General features: G+C 65.7%; 18 protein-coding genes. 8 read left to right on the plus strand and 10 right to left on the minus strand.

Annotated elements, in window-relative coordinates; all coding sequences use genetic code 11:
- The 8 genes from HDG39_RS13905 to HDG39_RS13940 all read right to left on the minus strand — a co-directional run bounded on the left by HDG39_RS13905 (position 1) and on the right by HDG39_RS13940 (position 8,613).
- A complete protein-coding gene (locus HDG39_RS13905) occupies positions 1–1,197 on the minus strand; it encodes a 5-(carboxyamino)imidazole ribonucleotide synthase (RefSeq protein ID WP_026226020.1) in 1,197 nt (398 codons plus the stop codon).
- A 104-nt stretch (positions 1,198–1,301) separates the two neighbouring features.
- Positions 1,302–1,820: a 5-(carboxyamino)imidazole ribonucleotide mutase gene (gene purE, locus HDG39_RS13910; protein ID WP_018421699.1), complete on the minus strand. Its 519-nt coding sequence runs from the start codon at positions 1,818–1,820 to the stop codon at positions 1,302–1,304.
- Between the two features lie 56 nt (positions 1,821–1,876).
- Positions 1,877–2,767, minus strand: a complete 891-nt coding sequence (locus HDG39_RS13915) for a phosphoribosylaminoimidazolesuccinocarboxamide synthase (protein WP_184006461.1) — start codon at positions 2,765–2,767, stop codon at positions 1,877–1,879.
- A 132-nt stretch (positions 2,768–2,899) separates the two neighbouring features.
- Complete coding sequence (gene fba, locus HDG39_RS13920) at positions 2,900–3,964, minus strand: class II fructose-bisphosphate aldolase (protein WP_026226021.1); 1,065 nt, start codon at positions 3,962–3,964, stop codon at positions 2,900–2,902.
- A gap of 187 nt (positions 3,965–4,151) precedes the next feature.
- Positions 4,152–5,588 (minus strand): pyruvate kinase, encoded by a 1,437-nt coding sequence (gene pyk, locus HDG39_RS13925; protein WP_184006462.1) that lies wholly within the window; start codon positions 5,586–5,588, stop codon positions 4,152–4,154.
- A 487-nt stretch (positions 5,589–6,075) separates the two neighbouring features.
- Positions 6,076–7,269, minus strand: coding sequence for a phosphoglycerate kinase (locus HDG39_RS13930; RefSeq protein ID WP_184006463.1), 1,194 nt, complete (start codon positions 7,267–7,269; stop codon positions 6,076–6,078).
- Between the two features lie 268 nt (positions 7,270–7,537).
- Positions 7,538–7,861 carry an AzlD domain-containing protein gene (locus HDG39_RS13935; protein ID WP_184006464.1) on the minus strand — a complete coding sequence of 108 codons (324 nt, stop codon included), beginning with the start codon at positions 7,859–7,861 and terminating at the stop codon, positions 7,538–7,540.
- Positions 7,858–8,613: an AzlC family ABC transporter permease gene (locus HDG39_RS13940; protein ID WP_184006465.1), complete on the minus strand. Its 756-nt coding sequence runs from the start codon at positions 8,611–8,613 to the stop codon at positions 7,858–7,860. Before HDG39_RS13940 ends, HDG39_RS13935 begins: the two co-directional genes overlap by 4 nt.
- 226 nt (positions 8,614–8,839) lie before the next feature.
- On the opposite strand from HDG39_RS13940, the gene HDG39_RS13945 reads away from it, so the two are divergent.
- The 6 genes from HDG39_RS13945 (at position 8,840) to HDG39_RS13970 (ending at position 13,546) form a co-directional block, all read left to right on the plus strand.
- Positions 8,840–9,763, plus strand: coding sequence for a branched-chain amino acid transaminase (locus tag HDG39_RS13945; protein WP_184006466.1), 924 nt, complete (start codon positions 8,840–8,842; stop codon positions 9,761–9,763).
- A gap of 74 nt (positions 9,764–9,837) precedes the next feature.
- Positions 9,838–10,032: a zinc-finger domain-containing protein gene (locus tag HDG39_RS13950; protein ID WP_008920434.1), complete on the plus strand. Its 195-nt coding sequence runs from the start codon at positions 9,838–9,840 to the stop codon at positions 10,030–10,032.
- A gap of 201 nt (positions 10,033–10,233) precedes the next feature.
- Positions 10,234–11,259 carry a lipopolysaccharide heptosyltransferase II gene (gene waaF / locus HDG39_RS13955; RefSeq protein WP_184006467.1) on the plus strand — a complete coding sequence of 342 codons (1,026 nt, stop codon included), beginning with the start codon at positions 10,234–10,236 and terminating at the stop codon, positions 11,257–11,259.
- Between the two features lie 167 nt (positions 11,260–11,426).
- Positions 11,427–11,873 carry a nuclear transport factor 2 family protein gene (locus HDG39_RS13960; RefSeq protein WP_018421709.1) on the plus strand — a complete coding sequence of 149 codons (447 nt, stop codon included), beginning with the start codon at positions 11,427–11,429 and terminating at the stop codon, positions 11,871–11,873.
- Between the two features lie 52 nt (positions 11,874–11,925).
- Entirely contained in the window at positions 11,926–12,978 is a 1,053-nt protein-coding gene (locus tag HDG39_RS13965; RefSeq protein ID WP_184006468.1) for a hydrolase, read from the plus strand.
- A complete protein-coding gene (locus HDG39_RS13970) occupies positions 12,971–13,546 on the plus strand; it encodes a DUF2946 family protein (protein ID WP_184006469.1) in 576 nt (191 codons plus the stop codon). The genes HDG39_RS13965 and HDG39_RS13970 overlap by 8 nt, the downstream gene beginning before the upstream one ends.
- An 18-nt stretch (positions 13,547–13,564) precedes the next feature.
- On the opposite strand, the gene HDG39_RS13975 is transcribed toward HDG39_RS13970, so the two are convergent.
- Positions 13,565–15,298, minus strand: a complete 1,734-nt coding sequence (locus HDG39_RS13975) for a M48 family metalloprotease (RefSeq protein ID WP_184006470.1) — start codon at positions 15,296–15,298, stop codon at positions 13,565–13,567.
- Between the two features lie 186 nt (positions 15,299–15,484).
- On the opposite strand from HDG39_RS13975, the gene moaC reads away from it, so the two are divergent.
- Positions 15,485–15,964: a cyclic pyranopterin monophosphate synthase MoaC gene (gene moaC / locus HDG39_RS13980; protein WP_018421713.1), complete on the plus strand. Its 480-nt coding sequence runs from the start codon at positions 15,485–15,487 to the stop codon at positions 15,962–15,964.
- Between the two features lie 31 nt (positions 15,965–15,995).
- Positions 15,996–16,346, plus strand: a complete 351-nt coding sequence (locus HDG39_RS13985) for a nucleotide pyrophosphohydrolase (protein ID WP_090805453.1) — start codon at positions 15,996–15,998, stop codon at positions 16,344–16,346.
- A gap of 54 nt (positions 16,347–16,400) precedes the next feature.
- On the opposite strand, the gene HDG39_RS13990 is transcribed toward HDG39_RS13985, so the two are convergent.
- Entirely contained in the window at positions 16,401–18,185 is a 1,785-nt protein-coding gene (locus tag HDG39_RS13990) for a PglL family O-oligosaccharyltransferase (RefSeq protein ID WP_184006471.1), read from the minus strand.
- Between the last annotated feature and the right edge of the window lie 161 nt (positions 18,186–18,346).

Consider the following 18,346-nt stretch of genomic DNA (forward strand, 5'->3'; position numbering starts at 1 on the left):
TCAGCTGGTAGCGATGTGCAGCAGCCGCGCGCAATCGCGCGCCGCGGTGCGGGCTTCTTCGAGGGTCGGCGCGGTGAAGTTCACGTGGCCCATCTTGCGGCCGCAACGCGCCTCCTCCTTGCCGTACAGATGCAGCCGGGCTGACGGCATCGCGGCGACTTCCTGCCACGGCGGCGTGACCGCCGCGCGCTTCGGACCGTCCGGAAACCACACGTCGCCGAGGATGTTCAGCATCACCGCCGGCGAATGCTGGCGCGTGTCGCCGAGCGGCATGCTGGTCATTGCGCGCACCTGCTGCTCGAACTGGCTCGTCGCGCATGCGTCGACCGTGTAGTGGCCAGAGTTGTGCGGGCGCGGCGCCATTTCGTTGGCGACCAGCGAGCCGTCTTCGAGAATGAAGAATTCGACGCACAGCACGCCGACGTAGCCGAGCTTCTCGGCGATCTGCAGCGCGGCCTGTTGAGCTTGCTGCGCGAGCGCCGGCGACGCGTCCGGCGCGGGGACGATGGTGTGCGAGAGCACGCCGTCGCGATGCGTGTTCTGCGCGAGCGGATAGACAACCGACGCCCCGCTCGCCGCACGCGCGATCAGCGCCGACACCTCGAACTTCAGCGGCAGGCGCTTCTCGAGCACACACGGCACGCCGCCGAGCGACGCATGCGCCTCACGCACTTCCTCGGCGTTGCGCACGCGAATCTGGCCTTTGCCGTCGTAACCCATGCGCGCCGTTTTCAGGATGCCGGGCAGCACCGCTTCGAGCTCGGCATCGCCCAGCGCCGCAAGCGCATCCGACGACTCGAACACGACGTGCGGCGCAACCGTCACACCCGACGACGCGATAAAGCGCTTCTCGGCGATCCGGTCCTGCGCGACGGCGACGCAACGCCCCGCCGGGCTCACGAAGGTGGTCTTGCCGAGAAAGTCGAGGCTCGCGGACGGCACGTTCTCGAATTCGGTCGACACCGCCGCGCACAACCGCGCGAGTTCGGTGAGCGCCGCTTCGTCGTCGTAGGCCGCGCGCAGGTGGCGGTCGGCGACCGCGCCGGCCGGGCTGGTTTCGTCCGGATCGAGCACGGCGACGCGATAGCCCATCGCCTGGGCGGCAAAGCAGAACATGCGGCCGAGCTGGCCGCCACCGACCATGCCAAGCCATGCGCCGGGCAGAATCGGTGAAACCGGTGTGTTGTCAGGGTTCATCTTGGTGGTCGGTCGCGGCCGGATACGCGTCGCGCTCATGCAACGAGCGGCGGGCATCCGGCCGGGGGTCGGACAGGAGACGTCTTATTAAACAACCAGCGCGCTTACAGCGCCGGCAATACCATCGCGTGAGCCGCTTCGTTCTGGCGCACACGGAATGCAGCGAGCTTATCCGCGTATTCGGCGCTGGTGCCGGAGAGCAGGGACACCGCGAACAGCGCCGCGTTCGCGGCACCCGCCTCGCCGATCGCAAACGTCGCGACCGGCACACCCTTGGGCATCTGCACGATCGAATGCAGCGAATCGACGCCCTTCAGATACTTGCTCGCGACTGGCACGCCGAGCACCGGCACCGTGGTCTTCGCGGCCAGCATGCCGGGCAGATGTGCCGCGCCGCCCGCGCCCGCGATGATCGCGCGAATGCCGCGCTCGCGCGCGCTTTCAGCATAGGCGAACATTTCGTCGGGCATGCGGTGCGCGGACACGACCTTCGCTTCGTACGGCACGCCGAATTCCTGCAGAATCGCGACGGCGTTTTTCATCACTTCCCAGTCGGAACTGGAGCCCATCAATACGCCGACGACCGGCGCATCATGCGTATGGGCGGTTTGTGCTTCACTCATCTTACGGCTTCCTTGTTTCCCGGCGATGCGCGCCTGACACGGCCCGCGCAATCAGATCAGTCGAGCTTGTGGCCCGTCAGGCGCTCGAGCGCTTCCTGGTACTTCTCGCCCGTTTTCGCGACCACGTCGTCCGGCAGTTTCGGCGCCGGCGGCTCTTTCTTCCACGGCTGGGTTTCGAGCCAGTCGCGCACGAACTGCTTGTCGAACGACGGCGGGTTCGTGCCGACCTGGTACTGGTCCGCCGGCCAGAAGCGCGACGAATCGGCGGTCAGCGCCTCGTCCATCAGGTACAGCTTGCCGTGGTTGTCCAGACCGAATTCGAACTTCGTGTCCGCGATGATGATGCCGCGCGTGGCCGCGTAATCAGCGGCTTCCTTATACAGACGGATCGAAATGTCGCGGATCGTGGCCGACAGCTCGGTACCGATGCGGCGCTCCATCTCGTCGTAGGTGATGTTTTCGTCGTGGTGGCCCATCTCGGCCTTGGCGGCCGGCGTGAAGATCGGCTCGGGCAGCTTCTGCGCGTTCTGCAGGCCCGGCGGCAGTTGCACGCCGCAGACCGAGCCGGTGGCCTGGTAATCCTTCCAGCCGCTGCCGGCCAGATAGCCGCGCACCACCGCTTCGACGAGGATCGGCTCGAGTCGCTTGACGACCACCGCGCGCCCCTTGACCTGCTCGACTTCGTCCGGCGCGACCACCGACTCCGGCGCGACGCCCGTCAGGTGGTTCGGCACCACGTGCTTCAGTTTCTCGAACCAGAAGTTCGCCATCGCGTTGAGCACGCGGCCCTTGTTCGGAATCGGCTCGCCCATGATGACGTCGAACGCCGACAGCCGGTCGGTCGTGACGATCAGCAACTGGTCGTTGCCCACCGCGTAGTTGTCGCGGACTTTACCGCGGCCAAGCAGCGGCAGCGAGCGGAGCGTGGATTCGTAGAGGGTAGACATCGTCGTGGTTCGCTAAAAGTAGGGCAAAAATGTGACCGGAACAAAAGGGAAACGCCGTTCCCCCGATGATGCGGGAACGGCGATCGGACGACAACCTGGCCAAACGGCCAGGCGCGGAGCCAAAACTACAGCTTAACGGACGACTTGCGCGAGCTCGCCCGACTTGTACTTCTCCGCAATTTTATCAAGCGAAACCGGCTTGATCTTGCCAGCCTGGCCTTCGCAGCCGAATTGTGTGTAACGGTCGATACAGATCTTCATCGCCGCTTCGCGCGCCGGCTTCAGGTAATCGCGCGGATCGAACTTGCCCGGGTTGGTCGCCATGTAGCGACGGATCGCGGCCGTGATCGCCAGACGCAGGTCGGTATCGATGTTGACCTTGCGCACGCCGTGACGGATGCCTTCCTGGATTTCTTCGACCGGCACGCCGTAGGTTTCCTTCATGTCGCCGCCGAATTCGCGGATTTCCGCGAGCAGCTCCTGCGGCACCGACGACGAGCCGTGCATCACGAGGTGCGTGTTCGGAATGCGCTGATGGATTTCCTTGATGCGCTGGATCGAGAGAATATCTCCCGTCGGCTTCTTGCTGAACTTGTAGGCGCCGTGCGAGGTGCCGATCGCGATGGCCAGCGCGTCGCACTGGGTCAGCTTGACGAAGTCGGCGGCCTGCTCCGGATCGGTCAGCAGTTGTTCACGCGTCATCGTGCCTTCGGCGCCGTGGCCGTCCTCCTTGTCGCCCTTCATCGTTTCGAGCGAACCGAGCACGCCCAGCTCCGCTTCCACGGTGACGCCGATCGAGTGCGCCGCCTCGACGACCTTGCGCGACACTTCGACGTTGTACTCGTACGATGCGACCGTCTTGCCGTCGGCTTCGAGCGAACCGTCCATCATCACGCTGGTGAAGCCGCTGCGAATCGCCGCCATGCACACCGCCGGCGACTGACCGTGGTCCTGATGCATCACGACCGGAATGTGCGGATACGACTCGACCGCCGCTTCGATCAGATGACGCAGGAACGGCTCGCCCGCGTACTTACGCGCACCGGCCGACGCCTGCATGATGACCGGGGCGTTGACCTTGTCGGCCGCGGCCATGATCGCCTGCACCTGCTCCAGGTTGTTCACGTTGAATGCCGGAAGGCCATAGCCGTTTTCCGCAGCATGGTCCAGCAGTTGACGCATTGATACGAGAGGCATGCTGAAACTCCTTAGATTGAAACGAATTCTTTTGCCGTCGGCATCTTTTGCGGCGATTTTATCGCGAAGCAGGCGGCGTTCCCGCGATGACACCGGCGCTTTGGTGCGCCGTCGCACATGGACCGTGCGGGTTTCGCCGCCCTGCTTCGCTCAATCGAGCCTGTGCCGATCGAGCGGTCCTGCCTGATCAGTACGGTTCACCGACCCGCACGATCTTCAACGTGTTGGTGCCGCCCGCCTGACCCATCGGCTCGCCGACCGTCAGCACGACCATGTCGCCGTGCGACGCGTAGCCCTTGCCGACCACCGTTTCGAGCGCTTGCTGCAGCGCCGTGTCGCGGTCGGTGTTGGTGTCCAGATGCAGCGACGTCACGTTGCGGTACAGCGCCATCGCCCGTTCGCTGCCGACGCGCGGCGTCAGCGCGAAGATCGGCACGTGGGTCCAGTGACGCGACATCCACAGCGCGGTCGAGCCCGATTCGGTCAGCGCGACGATGGCCTTGGCGCCCAGGTGATAGGCGGTGAACAGCGCGCCCATCGCGATCGACTGGTCGATCCGCGTGAACGTGCGGTCGAGGAAGTCCTTGTCGAGCTCCGACTGCTCGGACTTTTCCGCTTCGACGCAAATCGCGGCCATCGTCTCGATGGTCTGCACCGGGTACTTGCCCGCCGCCGATTCCGCCGACAGCATCACCGCGTCCGTGCCGTCGAGCACCGCGTTGGCGACGTCCGACACTTCCGCGCGGGTCGGTACCGGCGCGTGGATCATCGACTCCATCATCTGCGTCGCGGTGATCACGAACTTGTTCGATTCGCGCGCCATCCGGATCATGCGCTTTTGCAGTGCCGGCACCGCGGCATTGCCCACTTCCACGGCCAGATCGCCACGCGCGACCATGATGCCGTCCGACGCGTCGAGGATGCCTTGCAGCGCCGGAATCGCTTCCGCGCGCTCGATCTTCGCGATCATCTTCGGCTTGATGCCGTACGGCGCGCCGGCGATGTTCGCGAGCTGGCGGGCCATTTCCATGTCGGTCGCGTTCTTCGGGAACGATACCGCGATGAAATCGACGCCGAGCGACATCGCCGTACGGATATCCTCCATGTCTTTCGCGGTCAGCGCGGGCGCGGACAGACCGCCGCCCTGGCGGTTGATGCCCTTGTTGTTCGACAGCTCGCCGCCGATCTTCACGACCGTGTGGATCTCGTTGCCGATCAGGCGCTGCACGTTCAGCACGATCAGGCCGTCGTTGAGCAGCAGTACGTCGCCCGGCTTCAGGTCGCGCGGCAGATCCTTGTAGTCGAGGCCGACGCGCTCGTCGTTGCCGAGCTCGCAGTCGGCATCGAGGACGAACGGATTGCCGGTGACGAGCGTCGTGCGGCCGTTCTCGAATTTGCCGACGCGGATCTTCGGGCCTTGCAGGTCAGCCATGATGGCGACTTCGCGGCCGGCCTGGCGGGCCGCCTCGCGCACGAATTCGGCACGCTGGCGATGGTCGTCCGCTGTGCCGTGAGAGAAATTGAGCCGCACCACGTCCAGGCCCGCCTGAATCATTTGCAGCAGGATTTCCGGTGTGCTGGAAGCCGGACCGATAGTAGCGACAATCTTGGTGGCGCGATGCATGAGTCTCCTCGTCTGGATAGGATCGCTGGAAAGAGCGCTGCGGGGCTGCTGCGGAGTCTGCGCATCGAAAGATGCTGCCTGGGGGCGCGCGCCGGCTGGGGCCGGGGTCGCTTTGTGGAGTGATGCGGGTGATGCGGTATTCGAGACCGGTGCCTCGCGCGCCGGAGATTTGCTGTCCTGCTTGCCGGAAGGCTGTTCCGGCTGGGCCGAATCGTGTTGAGCAGATTCGACCTGTGCCGTTGGGGGCTGCTCCGCGTCGCCGGTCGGAGCATGCGCTGCAACCGGTTCCGCGGGCGCTCCGGCGGGTAGCGCCGGTTCGGCGGCCGCGGGCGCTACCAGCGCTTCGGCAGCCACGTCCTGTCCGGCCGCTACCGACGCAGCGGCCGCGCGTGTCGCGCGCTCCCCTGCCGGCGTTGCCGCGTTACCGCGCGGCACTTTCACGCCACGCGCCTTGGTCGACTTCGCCGCTGGGGAGCGCGTCGCCACGTTAAGCCCGCGATTCCAGAATTTCTACCGCCGGCAGCTTCTTGCCCTCGAGGAACTCGAGGAATGCGCCACCGCCCGTCGAAATGTAGCTGACCTTGTCGTGGATGCCGTACTTGGCGATTGCCGCGAGCGTATCGCCGCCGCCTGCGATCGAGAACGCAGCCGAGCGCGCGATCGCGTCCGCGAGCGTCTTCGTGCCGTTGCCGAACTGGTCGAACTCGAACACGCCGACCGGGCCGTTCCACACGATCGTGCCGGCCTTCTCGAGTTGCGCGGCGAGCATCTTGGCCGTTTCCGGGCCGATGTCGAGGATCATCTCGTCGTCCTGCACATCCGCGACGGCCTTTACTTCTGCCTTCGCGGTCGGCGAGAACTCCTTGGCCGTGACGACGTCGGTCGGGATCGGCACCGAGGCGCCGCGGGCCTTGGCCGCGTCGATGATCGCCTTCGCTTCGTCGACGAGATCCGCTTCGGCGAGCGACTTGCCGATCTTCAGGCCGGCCGCGAGCATGAACGTATTGGCGATGCCGCCACCGACGATCAGCTGGTCGACCTTCTCCGCGAGCGACTTCAGGATGGTCAGCTTGGTCGACACCTTCGAGCCCGCGACGATCGCCACGAGCGGACGCTTCGGCGCGCCGAGCGCCTTGCCGAGCGCTTCGAGCTCAGCGGCGAGCAGCGGGCCCGCGCAGGCAACCGGCGCGTACTTCGCGATGCCGTGGGTGGTCGCTTCAGCGCGGTGAGCGGTGCCGAACGCGTCGTTCACGTAGATATCGCAGAGCTTGGCCATTTTCTGCGCGAGCTCGTCGGAATCTTTCTTTTCGCCCTTGTTGACGCGGCAGTTTTCGAGCAGCACGACCGAGCCCGGCGCGACGTTCACGCCGTTTTCGACCCAGTTCGCGACGAGCGGCACGTCGCGGCCGAGCAGCTCCGCGAGACGCTTCGCCACCGGCGCGAGCGAATCTTCCGGCTTGAAGTCGCCTTCGGTCGGACGGCCAAGGTGCGAGGTGACCATCACCGCGGCGCCGGCGTCGAGCGCGGCCTTGATGGCCGGCACGGAAGCGCGGATGCGGGTGTCTTCGGTGATGTTGCCTTGATCGTCCTGCGGCACGTTCAGATCGGCGCGGATGAACACGCGTTTGCCGGACAGCTTGCCTTCGGCGATCAGGTCGGAGAGACGCAATACCTTGTTCATGGGCTTGAGTATGCGAGTTGATGAGAAGGCGGTGACGGACAGCGCGCAGGGCCAAAGCGCAGCGGACTCCAGCGCTTCGGCCCAACGGCTCCGCGGGATCGGGCGCCGGCGGCCGCGGCACCAGGCGCCTTGCTGCGGCGCGCTCAACCCGGAAAAGGCATTTTAACTGATCCCAACGGCCTTCTGATCCGCGACACGGCGAATGTCGCGCATTTGATCGCAAGGCCGCAGATGCCGCGGCGTAGCATTCATCGCCGCACCCCGGCCTTCACAGGAAGACGCGCATCAGCGTGAATACGACCATTCCGGTCACGATCGTGCCGAGCATGGTGCGTCGCCACAAAAACCAGCCAAGGCCGGCGAGCGTCGCGTAGAGCTCATGATTGGACGCCGCGAACGACAGCCCGTCGGGCGTCGTCAGCACGTCGGGCACCACCACCGCGGCGAGCGCGGCGGCCGGCGCGTAGCGCAGCATCTTCTGCACGCGCGCCGGCAGTACCGTGCGCTCGCCGCCGATCAGGAACATCGCGCGCGTGAGCGCGGTGACGAAGGTCATGCCGAAAATGGCGAGCCAGATTTGCGTGGAGGTCATCGGGAGTCTCTGGCGCGATCGTTCACGCCACGGATGCGGCGCAGGTCGGCGCGCTCGATCATCAGGTCGGCCGCACTGCCGGCCGCGATCGCCGCGATCACCGCGAGCGGCAACGCCAGCCGGTACGGCAGATCGAGCGCGAGCAGCGACACGATGCCGGCCACGCTGACCGCGACCAGCGTCGAGCGGGTGGCGATCGCCGACACCATCACCGGCAGCAGCGCGAGCGTGCCGGCCAGCGCGAGCCCCCAGTTGTCCGGAATCAGGCTCGCCAGCAGGATGCCGATGATCGACGACACCTGCCACGACAGCCAGCTCGATACCGCCATGCCCCAGAAGTACGCCTCCTTGCCCGGCACGTAGCCGGTCGGAAAGCTCTTCTTGACGAATAGCAGATAGATCACGTCGCCGTTGAAATAGCCCAGCACGATGCGCCGCCACATCGACAGATACGAGAAGTGCGGCGCGAGGCCGACGCTGAAGATCACGAAGCGGGTGTTGACCATCGCCGCGGTCAGCAGCACCGTCCACACCGGCAGCTTCGCCGCGAGGAGCGGCAACACCGCCAGCTGCGACGAACCGGCGTAGCACAGCAGCGACATCGTGAGCGCCTGGGGCAGCGTCAGCACGGACTTGCTCATCGCGATGCCGGTCACGAGGCCCCAGGAAAAAATCGCCATCAGCGTGGGGGCATAGGCGCGCGCGCCTTCACGAAAAGCGCGGCGATCGGTGTCGGACAGTCGAGCGAGCATCGGGCGAAGGGTGCGGGCGCAGGAAACGCCGTCAAGAAGGCCAGGTCGGCGCCAGCTTGCGAGACCACCCGCTGGCGCATCCGGATTTGATTTATGCGTGCGCTGGATTATAGCGTCCGGGGTGCGCCCAAATGCCCGTCGTGTGTGCAAAAGACGCTAAAATAGCGCTCCCGGCCATGTCCTGCGCTCATGGCCGCACCTCATAACGCACCTGCTGGAGAACCGTATGTCAATGGCCGACCGCGACGGCAAGATCTGGATGGATGGCGAGCTCATCGAGTGGCGTGATGCCAAAATCCACGTGCTCACCCATACGCTGCACTACGGCATGGGCGTGTTCGAGGGCGTGCGCGCTTACAAGACCGCCGACGGCGCCACCGCGATTTTCCGCCTGCAGGAGCACACTAGGCGCCTGCTGAACTCGGCGAAGATCTTCCAGATGAACGTGCCGTTCGACCATGAAACGCTCGCCGCCGCGCAGCGCGAAGTGGTCCGCGAGAACAAGCTCGAGTCGTGCTATCTGCGCCCGATCATCTGGGTCGGCTCGGAAAAGCTCGGCGTGTCGGCCAAGGGCAACACGATTCACGTCGCGATCGCCGCGTGGCCGTGGGGCGCATATCTTGGCGAAGAGGGCATCACCAAGGGCATCCGCGTGAAGACGTCGTCGTTCACGCGCCATCACGTGAACGTGTCGATGGTGCGCGCGAAGGCGTCGGGCTGGTACGTGAACTCGATCCTCGCGAACCAGGAAGCGATCGCCGACGGCTACGACGAAGCGCTGCTGCTCGACGTCGACGGCTACGTGTCGGAAGGCTCGGGCGAGAACTTCTTCCTCGTCAACAACGGCAAGCTGTACACGCCCGATCTGTCGTCGTGCCTCGACGGCATCACGCGCGACACCGTCATCACGCTCGCGCGCGACATGGACCTGCAGGTGATCGAAAAGCGCATCACGCGCGACGAAGTCTATACCTGCGACGAAGCGTTCTTCACCGGCACGGCGGCCGAAGTCACGCCGATCCGCGAGCTCGACAATCGCACGATCGGTGCTGGTTCGCGCGGCCCGATCACCGAAAAGCTGCAGTCGGCTTTCTTCGACGTCGTGAACGGCAGGAGCGCGAAATACGCGCACTGGCTCACGAAGATCTGAGCGACGTTTCGAGATGCTCCGCGCCGCCCAACGGCGGCCCACCGCAAGCACCCCGCATACAACGAGAAAATCTCATGAGCGAAATCAAGGAAATGCCGCTGGTCGAACTGTCGGCAAAAGATCTGCCGGCGTATTGTCCGAACCCGGCTATGCCGCGCTGGAGCGCGCATCCGCGCGTCTTCATCGACGTATCGCACGGCGAAGCGCGTTGCCCGTATTGCAGCACGCGTTACAAGCTGCGCGACGGCGAAGTGATCAAGGGCCATTGATCCGACGCATCGAGCGGTTCTGAGCCAGCTTGCGCGGCACGAGGCGCGCGTTTTGAATCACGCGCTCGCCGCGCCGCCATCGCGGCGCGTGTGGGCAAACGGCATCGCGCCGTGCGGCTTTGCGCTTTCCCCATTTACCTATCCGAGTGCCGCGCGCATCGCGCGCGCGGCGCTTGTTATCGACACCGGACACTCACTCTGATGCGTCGCGCGTTGGTTATCGCACCGAACTGGATCGGTGACGCATTGATGGCGCAGCCGCTGTTTGCGCGCCTCGTGAAATTGCATCCGCGCATCGTCATCGACGCGGTCGCGCCCAGCTGGGTCGCACCCGTGCTCGAACGCATGCCGGAAATCCGCGACGTCTACGCGACCGATCTCGCCCACGGCAAGCTGCAGATGCTGCGCCGCTGGCAGCTGTCGAGCGATCTGCGCGACGTCGGCTACGACGCGGCCTACGTGCTGCCGAATTCGTTCAAGTCGGCGCTGATTCCGTGGCTGACGGGCATTCCGCTGCGCATCGGCTACACCGGCGAGAGTCGCTACGGCGTGCTGAACGTGCGTCACGCGAATCCGCGCAAGGACGCCCGCCCGCCGATGGTCGGCCACTACGCCGCCCTCGCCTATGCGCCAGGCGCCAAGGTCCCCGAAGATCTGCCGATGCCGCGCCTCGACACGGACCTGAACGAGGCCTCGCGTGTGTCGGCGCGCTTCAATCTCGATACGCGCGTGCCGCTGCTGGTGTTCTGCCCCGGCGCAGAATACGGTCCCGCGAAGCGCTGGCCGCCCGAGCACTTCGCGTCGCTCGCGCAGATAGTCGGCCAGTCGTTCCCGTACACGCAAATCGTCGCGCTCGGCTCGCCGAAAGACGCGCCGCTCGCGCAAGCGATCGCCGAGAAAGCGCCGAACGTGCGCAACCTGTGCGGCCAGACCGCACTCGGCGAGGCCTGCGCGCTGATCTCGCGGGCCAACGCCGTCGTCACCAACGACTCCGGACTGATGCACGTCGCCGCCGCGCTGCGCCGCCCGCTCGTGGCCGTCTACGGTTCGACCGATCCGCGCCACACCCCGCCTTTGTCCGAGCTCGCGAAGGTACAATGGCTTCATCTCGAATGCAGCCCCTGTTTTGAGCGCGAGTGCCCGCTCGGTCATCTGAACTGTCTGAAGCAGCTGAGCGCCGAGCAGGTTTTCGGCGATTTGCGCGGCATGCTGCTCGCGCAGCGCTGAGCCGACTGGTACTTGCACGCAACACCGCACGCCCCCTGAGCGCGTCGCGTCATGTTCGCGCCTTGCGGCACGGGCAAGCTGACGCCGGGAGCGATGGTCCGGCGCTCTGGACCGTCCCGCTACCGCTGACCCGCAACCGCGCGCCGCGCACAAGAGACTGACGAGCCATGCCACGTTTTGCCCACATCTTCGAAGCCGCCGCCGATACCCTGAACGCCTACTATCAGGCCGTCGCCGAGGTCAATATCGACAGCTTGATGGGCTTGTGGATCGACGAGGAGTTCGTCAGCTGCATCTGCGCGGACGGCTCGCATCTGCACGGCCTCGAGAGCATCCGCAATGGCTTGCAGGTCCAGCTCGAAGCGCTGCCGGTGTCGATCGAGCCGCTCGACATCCGCGTCTACGACAGCCTCGGCACCGTCGTCTATGCGATTGCCGAGGCGCATCGTCCGGCCGACCCGACCGCCACGCCCGCGATGGTCTTCACCACCTACGTGATGGTCCATGAACGCGGCGAGTGGCGCATTGCGCATATTCACGCAAGCCCGATGCCGAACGAGACCGCCAGCCAGTTCGCGACGAAGATGCGGCATGGCCAGGGCCCGCTGCACTGACGCGCGGCACCACGACAGATTCAGAATCACGTTTTCTCGCTTTTCCGCCGGTATGAGTTCGACGCCACATAAACCCGCTTCCTCCGGTACGGCCCCCATCAAGGTGGCGGCCGCCGTCGGGGCGACCGTCGAGCTGCTGTACCGCGCGCCGCTGTGGCTGCCGAACCGGCATGTGCAGACGATCGTCCCGTCGCTGTTCGCGCGCCGCCCCGCGGTATCGTTTCGCCGTGAGCGCTGGGACACCCCGGACGGCGATTTCATCGATCTCGACTGGGTCGCGCACGATACTCCGCCCACCGACACCGCGCCGCTCTTCGTGCTGTTTCACGGCCTCGAAGGCAGTTCGTCGTCGCACTACGCGGTCGCGCTGATGGCCGCCGCGCGCGAATACGGCTGGCACGGCGTGGTGCCGCACTTTCGCAGTTGCAGCGGCCCGCTGAACCGGCTGCCGCGCTTCTACCATCTCGCCGACAGCAACGAGGTCGACTGGATCCTGCGCCGCTTGCGCGCCGCGCATCGCGGGCCGGTGGTCGCGGCGGGCGTGTCGCTCGGCGGCAATGTGCTGCTGCGCTGGCTCGGTGAGCGGCAAGCCGATGCGGCGCGGGTGGTAGCCGCCACTGCCGCGATTTCGACACCGATCGACGTCCATGCGGGCGGCCGTGCGCTGTCGCAGGGCTTCGGCCTCGTCTACACGCGCAGCTTCCTGAAGACGCTAAAGCGCAAGGCCAGCCAGAAGCTCGAGCAGTTCCCGGGCCTGTTCGATCGCGACGCGATGCTCGCGAGCCGCACGATGTACGAGTTCGACAACGTCGTGACCGCGCCGCTGCACGGCTTTCGCGATACCGACGACTACTGGAGCATCGCAACCACCCGCCCGCTGCTGCCGCACATTCAGGTGCCGACGCTCGTGCTCAACGCGCGCAACGACCCGTTCCTGCCGGCCGAAGCGCTGCCGTCACGGCACGAGGTGTCGGCGGCGGTCGAGCTTTATCAGCCTGAGCACGGCGGCCACGCGGGCTTCATGACCGGGCCGTTCCCGGGCCGCATCGACTGGCTGTCGCGGCGCGTGTTCGGCTATCTGGAGCGACACGTCGATCATGGATGACATCGTCAAACAGGCGCTCGCCAAATGGCCGAACGTGCCGAGTTGCACCGGCTGGCTGATGCTCGACCGGCGCGGCAACTGGCGCATGCGCGACGAAGCGGCCCAGGCGAGCGGCACGCCCGGCGTGCCGATCCGGCATGAGGCGCTGCTTGGCTTCATCAACCGGAATTACGAGGCCGATGAGCGCGGGCAGTGGTTTTTTCAGAACGGACCACAGCGTGTGTATGTCGAGCTGGCTTATACGCCGTGGGTGGTCAGATTGTCCGCGCACGCGGATGGAGCGCTCGCGCTGCACGACCAGGGCGGCGGCGCGTTCGAGCCGGCGGCGGTGTTCGTGGATGAAGACGGCGGCATTCTGTTTGCCGATCGCTCGCAGCCAGCACGTATCGCGGTGCTGCACGATCACGACCTCGAGATCTTCTCCGATCACGCGACGCTCGCCGACGATGGCTCATTGAGCGGTGCGTTCCACTGGAGTGTTCAGCGCGCCTTGCCGCTGCAAAGCGTGCGACGCGATCAGGTGGCCGCGCGCTTTGGCTTCGTTGCGAGCCCGGCGGCGCAGCTCTGACGCGCGCTCACGTCCACCCTACCCTTTCTCGTCGAGCCGCTCCTCCTTGTAGCGGCTCTCCATCTCGTGCAGGCGCGCGTCGACGGTCGCGAGGTCGTAATAGCCGATCGTCTTCAGGTCGCGCGCGTCCTTCAGCTGCCGGATCGCCGATGGCCACGCGCCCTCCAGCGCGAACTTCTCCGCCATCGCGCGATGCTGCGTCAATGCATCGCCACTGCCCGCGCTCGCCTGCGCGAGATAGAGCCACCACGCGGGTTGATCGGGATGCGCGCGGGTCTCCTGCTTCGCGAGCGCCTGCGCGTCGGTGAAGCGATGCAGCGTCAACAGCGTGCGGATATGCATGTCGATCGCCGCGTTCGATTGCGGCCAGCGCTTCTGCGCGAGCTCGGCGAGACGCGCGGCTTCGTCGGCGTGACCGGCACTCCGTGCGATGTCGGTCGCGAGTACGTCGAGGCTCGGCGAATCGCGTTCGGGCTCGCCTTGCGCGCGCGCGCCCGAGACGAACGCCGCGCGCGCGTTCGCGAGCGAGGCCGCCGCGTCGTCGTAGCGCTCGAGCAGCATCTGCCCGTAAGCGATGCCGTACCAGTTCGCCGCGACGTTCAGCGCGGTGCGGTCCTCGATTTCCGAGCGCAGCCGCGAAATCTCGTCCGCGTATTCGTTGCGCGAATGGTCCTGCAACAGACGCGAACGCGCCCGCACGAAGCCGTACTCGGGGTCCTGATGCGGTTGCCGATACGGCGCGCCGCGCGCGCGGTCCTCCATGTCGGCGATCCGCTCGCCGGTCAGCGGATGCGTACGCGCGTAGGCCGGAACGCCGTTTTCGTTCATCGCGGCGCGGTCGAGCCGGTGGAAGAACGTGGGCATCGCGTAGGGATCGAAACCGGCGCCGGCGAGCAGCAGAAAACCGACGCGGTCCGCCTCCTGCTCGGCCGATCGCGAGAAGCGCAGTTGACTGTCGACCGCATACGCCTCGCTGCCGAGCGCGATCGCGCTGCCGAGGTCGCCGCTATGCGCGAGTACGCCTGCCAGCACGCCGAACAGCACACCGACGAGCGCCGCGTAGCCGCCGCGCTCGCCGTTCGAGATCATCCGCGAGATGTGCCGCTGCAGCACGTGCCCCATCTCGTGACCCAGCACCGACGCGAGCTCGGACTCCGTCTGCGTCGTCACGATCAGCCCCGTGTTCACGCCGATGAAACCGCCCGGCAGCGAAAACGCGTTGATCTGCGCGTCGCGTACCGCGAACAGCTCGAAATCCGGACGATAGCCACCGATGTACAGCGCGCTGGCCGCTGCCGCGAGCTTGGCGGCGACCGAATCAAGATAGTCGCGCACGAGCCAGTCGTCGAGATAGTCGGGGTCGCGGCGTATCTCACGCATCACGCGCTCGCCGAGCTTGCGTTCGGCCTGTGGAGTCAGCGAGCCGGCGCCGCCGCTGCCGAGATCGGGCAACTGCTGCGCGACGATCGGCGCGCGCCAGTCGTTGCTGCCGGTTTTCCCGCCAGTGCCATCGCTACCGCCGCCATTGAAAAAGCGGCTTTGGGCGCCGCCGTAGGTGCCGAACACGCCGCGCGCGATGTCGGGCGGCAGGATCGGATCGGCATGCGCGTCGCTCGGGCCGCTCACTAGCGGCGCCTCGGACGATGACGTTCCCGGCACGATGGCCGCCCCGCCCGTCGATTGCGCGAACGCGCCCGGCGGCATCGCGAGCGCGACAGATAGCAACGCAGCGAGGAATCGTTTTGAATGCATCGCGAAGCCGGTCTGACGAAGTCGAAAACGCCGCGCGTGGCCCGGACTAAGATAACGGGCAAGGGCGTCGCAGGACGCGTACGAGGCAAAACTCAGAGCACGACACAGCGCAAGCGGAATCAGTCGCCGCGACGATTCGAGGCCGCGCCGCACTGCTATGATAGGCGCCCTCTGAAGGAGTCAACCATGCCTGAACTCACTCATTTCGATGCGGCCGGTGACGCGCATATGGTGGACGTCGGCGGCAAGCAGGAGACCCGGCGCATCGCGATCGCGCGTGGCTCGATCCGCATGCTGCCCGACACGTTCGCGCTGATCCGCGACGGCAACGCCAAAAAGGGCGACGTGATCGGCATCGCGCGGATCGCGGCGATCCAGGCCTCGAAGCGCACCGCCGATCTGATTCCGCTGTGTCATCCGCTCGCGCTGACACGCGTGAAGGCCGATTTCGAACTCGACGAGCAGATGCCCGGCGTGCATTGCACGGTCCAGGTCGAGACGTTTGGACGCACGGGCGTCGAAATGGAGGCGCTTACCGCCGTGCAGATCGGGCTGCTGACCGTGTACGACATGTGCAAGGCGGTGGATCGCGGCATGACCATCACCGATGTGAAGGTGATGGAAAAGCATGGCGGGAAATCGGGGGATTGGGTGGCGCAAGCTTGACGCGCGGTTCGACAACTATCCGGATAGCAACATGACCATCGACGAACTGCTCGAGCAGCTACTGGCGTTTCGCGACGCGCGCGACTGGCGGCAGTTTCACACGCTGCGCAACCTGATCGTCTCCACCGGCATCGAAGCCGGCGAGCTGCTGGAGACGATTCAGTGGAAGACCGATGCGCAGATCGACGCGCTGCTCGGTGATCCCGCGCAATCGACGAACCTCAGGCACGAGTGCGCCGACGTGTTCATGTACCTGCTGCTGGTTGCCCATACCGCAGGCTTCGACCTCGTCGACGCGGCAGCGGAAAAACTGAAGCTGAACGAAGCGCGCTACCCCATCGACAAGGCGAAAGGCACGGCCGCGAAGTATTCCGAGCTTTGAAGTTGACGCGCGCAAGCACCTTGACGCGAGCATGCCCAAGCCTACGCGGCACGATCAATCTTCGTCGCTGTCGTCATCCGGCGTCGCATCGGCCGCCGGTCTGCCGTAGCGCTTCACCAACTGCTCCTTGAAGCCCGCGAGCGACTTCTGCTCGTTGACGAGCTGGTAGAGATAGCCGAGCTGCGCCGGCCAGTCTTTCAATTCCTCGGCGAAGATCCGCAAGCGTTCGACCGTATCGAGCGCCGCCGCGGTATCGCCGGTCAGCGCCTGCAGCACCGCGTAGCGACGCAGCACCGTCTCGCCCGGCAACAGCGCGATCGCCTGCTTGTGCATCGCGAGCTTGCGCTGCAGGTTCAGCGGATTCATCGGCTGCAGCGTCGCGAGACCGTATTCGCCCCACGCGCCGAACATGAACGACGGATCGGCGCTGTACTGCTCGGCCGGACGCGCGCCGTAGTAGAGCACTTCGGCACGCGCATAGTCGCGATACACCGGATACAGCGCGGCGAGTCCGCCGAACACCACCACCGCGAACGCGCCGAGCGACAGATTCGCCGGCACCGCGCGCAACGGCCGCGTTTCGAGCAGGCCGAACACGAACATCGCGGGCAACAGGAAGAACATGTACTGCTGCGGATACTCGACGAGCGCATGCATCGTCAGCACGCCGATCAGCGCGATGCCGAACACGCGCGCGGCGCTTTGCGGCGCACGCACGACGCGCACGAGCCACGCGACGAGACCCACCAGCACGATCGCGAGACCGATCAGACCGGTTTTCGCGAGCAGGTCGACGAAAATGTCGTGCGAGTTGTTGGCGATTTCGACGCCGCCAAGCTGCTTGACGAGCTCGAATTGATGGCTCGGAAATTCGCCCCAGCCGACGCCGAGCAGCGGATGCTGCTTGAACATCGTCCAGCCGTATTTCAACAGCGCGAGGCGCGGCGCGATCTGGCCGGCATCCTGGAAGCGCTCGGCCGCCGACTGCCCGAGTTCGAGGTGAAAGCGCACGTTGGCCCAGCGGATCAACGCATTGACCACGAAGAACAGCACCGCGAGCGCGATCGGCACCAGCCATTCACGGTTGCTGCGGCGCAGATTCGGTTCGTTGCGCGTCTGCGCGAAGGCCATCCAGAAGCCCGCCACGACGATCACGCCCATCTGCAGCCACGGACCCCGCGACACGGTCAGCGCGAGGCCGACCGAGAAAATCGTCGACACGAGCAGCCAGATGGGCACCGCGATGCGGCGCGTCTGCACGAGGTACAGCGCGCCCGCCATCGCGAACGCGATATACGTCGCGAGGTGGTTCGCCTGCGCCATGTTGCCGAACGGCCGGCGCTCGACGGTCATGTTGTACGCGACGACGAGCGGAGCCACGCGCGTCTCGAGGTGAAACAGCTGGATCACCTGACTGAACACCGCGAACAGACCGCCGACGATCAACGCCCCCGCCGCCCAGCGCAACGCGGTCTCGTCGAGCTTCACGCGCGTAAAGCCATAGCCCATGTGCACGGCCATCCACGCAGCGAGCAGGAAGCCCGCGCCGAGCCAGTTCATCGATGGCTCTGCGACCGGCAGAACCAGCGTCTGCACGACCAGCACGAGGCCGAACAGCAAAGGCACGAGCGCGACCGTGGGCGACGCGAAGTTCACGCGCGGCCGGGTGGTCGCGACCAGCAGCACGACGGCCGCACCGGTCAGCAGAAACAGCGCGAGCGTGGTGAATTCGGCGTAAAAGGTTGGGATCGGATACGTATGGTTGGCAACCGCGTAGGGCAGGATCAACGCAAGAGCCAGCAGTACGAGAGACAGGTAGCGTGCGAAAGGGGTGGGCATCGAATCAACGGTGGGCATCAGCAACCGGCGCACTATACAAAAATTTCGTTGCACTGTGCGCCGGTCCGGCCGAAATAGGCTGAAAATCAGCCCTTTACGTTGTGGCTTCGACTCATCCAGTCAGCGCTCGGCTGCCTGTCTCGTTCACTTACTCATTTGCC

It is taken from the genome of Paraburkholderia lebeckiae (assembly GCF_014201005.1).
GTDB classification, from domain to species: Bacteria; Pseudomonadota; Gammaproteobacteria; order Burkholderiales; family Burkholderiaceae; genus Paraburkholderia; species Paraburkholderia tuberum.

Coding starts and splice junctions, on each gene's coding strand:
- HDG39_RS13905 (WP_026226020.1), bottom strand. CDS start 1,197: ATGAACCCTGACAACACACCGGTTTCACCGATTCTGCCCGGCGCATGG.
- purE (WP_018421699.1), bottom strand. CDS start 1,820: ATGAGTGAAGCACAAACCGCCCATACGCATGATGCGCCGGTCGTCGGC.
- HDG39_RS13915 (WP_184006461.1), bottom strand. CDS start 2,767: ATGTCTACCCTCTACGAATCCACGCTCCGCTCGCTGCCGCTGCTTGGC.
- fba (WP_026226021.1), bottom strand. CDS start 3,964: ATGCCTCTCGTATCAATGCGTCAACTGCTGGACCATGCTGCGGAAAAC.
- pyk (WP_184006462.1), bottom strand. CDS start 5,588: ATGCATCGCGCCACCAAGATTGTCGCTACTATCGGTCCGGCTTCCAGC.
- HDG39_RS13930 (WP_184006463.1), bottom strand. CDS start 7,269: ATGAACAAGGTATTGCGTCTCTCCGACCTGATCGCCGAAGGCAAGCTG.
- HDG39_RS13935 (WP_184006464.1), bottom strand. CDS start 7,861: ATGACCTCCACGCAAATCTGGCTCGCCATTTTCGGCATGACCTTCGTC.
- HDG39_RS13940 (WP_184006465.1), bottom strand. CDS start 8,613: ATGCTCGCTCGACTGTCCGACACCGATCGCCGCGCTTTTCGTGAAGGC.
- HDG39_RS13945 (WP_184006466.1), top strand. CDS start 8,840: ATGTCAATGGCCGACCGCGACGGCAAGATCTGGATGGATGGCGAGCTC.
- HDG39_RS13950 (WP_008920434.1), top strand. CDS start 9,838: ATGAGCGAAATCAAGGAAATGCCGCTGGTCGAACTGTCGGCAAAAGAT.
- waaF (WP_184006467.1), top strand. CDS start 10,234: ATGCGTCGCGCGTTGGTTATCGCACCGAACTGGATCGGTGACGCATTG.
- HDG39_RS13960 (WP_018421709.1), top strand. CDS start 11,427: ATGCCACGTTTTGCCCACATCTTCGAAGCCGCCGCCGATACCCTGAAC.
- HDG39_RS13965 (WP_184006468.1), top strand. CDS start 11,926: ATGAGTTCGACGCCACATAAACCCGCTTCCTCCGGTACGGCCCCCATC.
- HDG39_RS13970 (WP_184006469.1), top strand. CDS start 12,971: ATGGATGACATCGTCAAACAGGCGCTCGCCAAATGGCCGAACGTGCCG.
- HDG39_RS13975 (WP_184006470.1), bottom strand. CDS start 15,298: ATGCATTCAAAACGATTCCTCGCTGCGTTGCTATCTGTCGCGCTCGCG.
- moaC (WP_018421713.1), top strand. CDS start 15,485: ATGCCTGAACTCACTCATTTCGATGCGGCCGGTGACGCGCATATGGTG.
- HDG39_RS13985 (WP_090805453.1), top strand. CDS start 15,996: ATGACCATCGACGAACTGCTCGAGCAGCTACTGGCGTTTCGCGACGCG.
- HDG39_RS13990 (WP_184006471.1), bottom strand. CDS start 18,185: ATGCCCACCCCTTTCGCACGCTACCTGTCTCTCGTACTGCTGGCTCTT.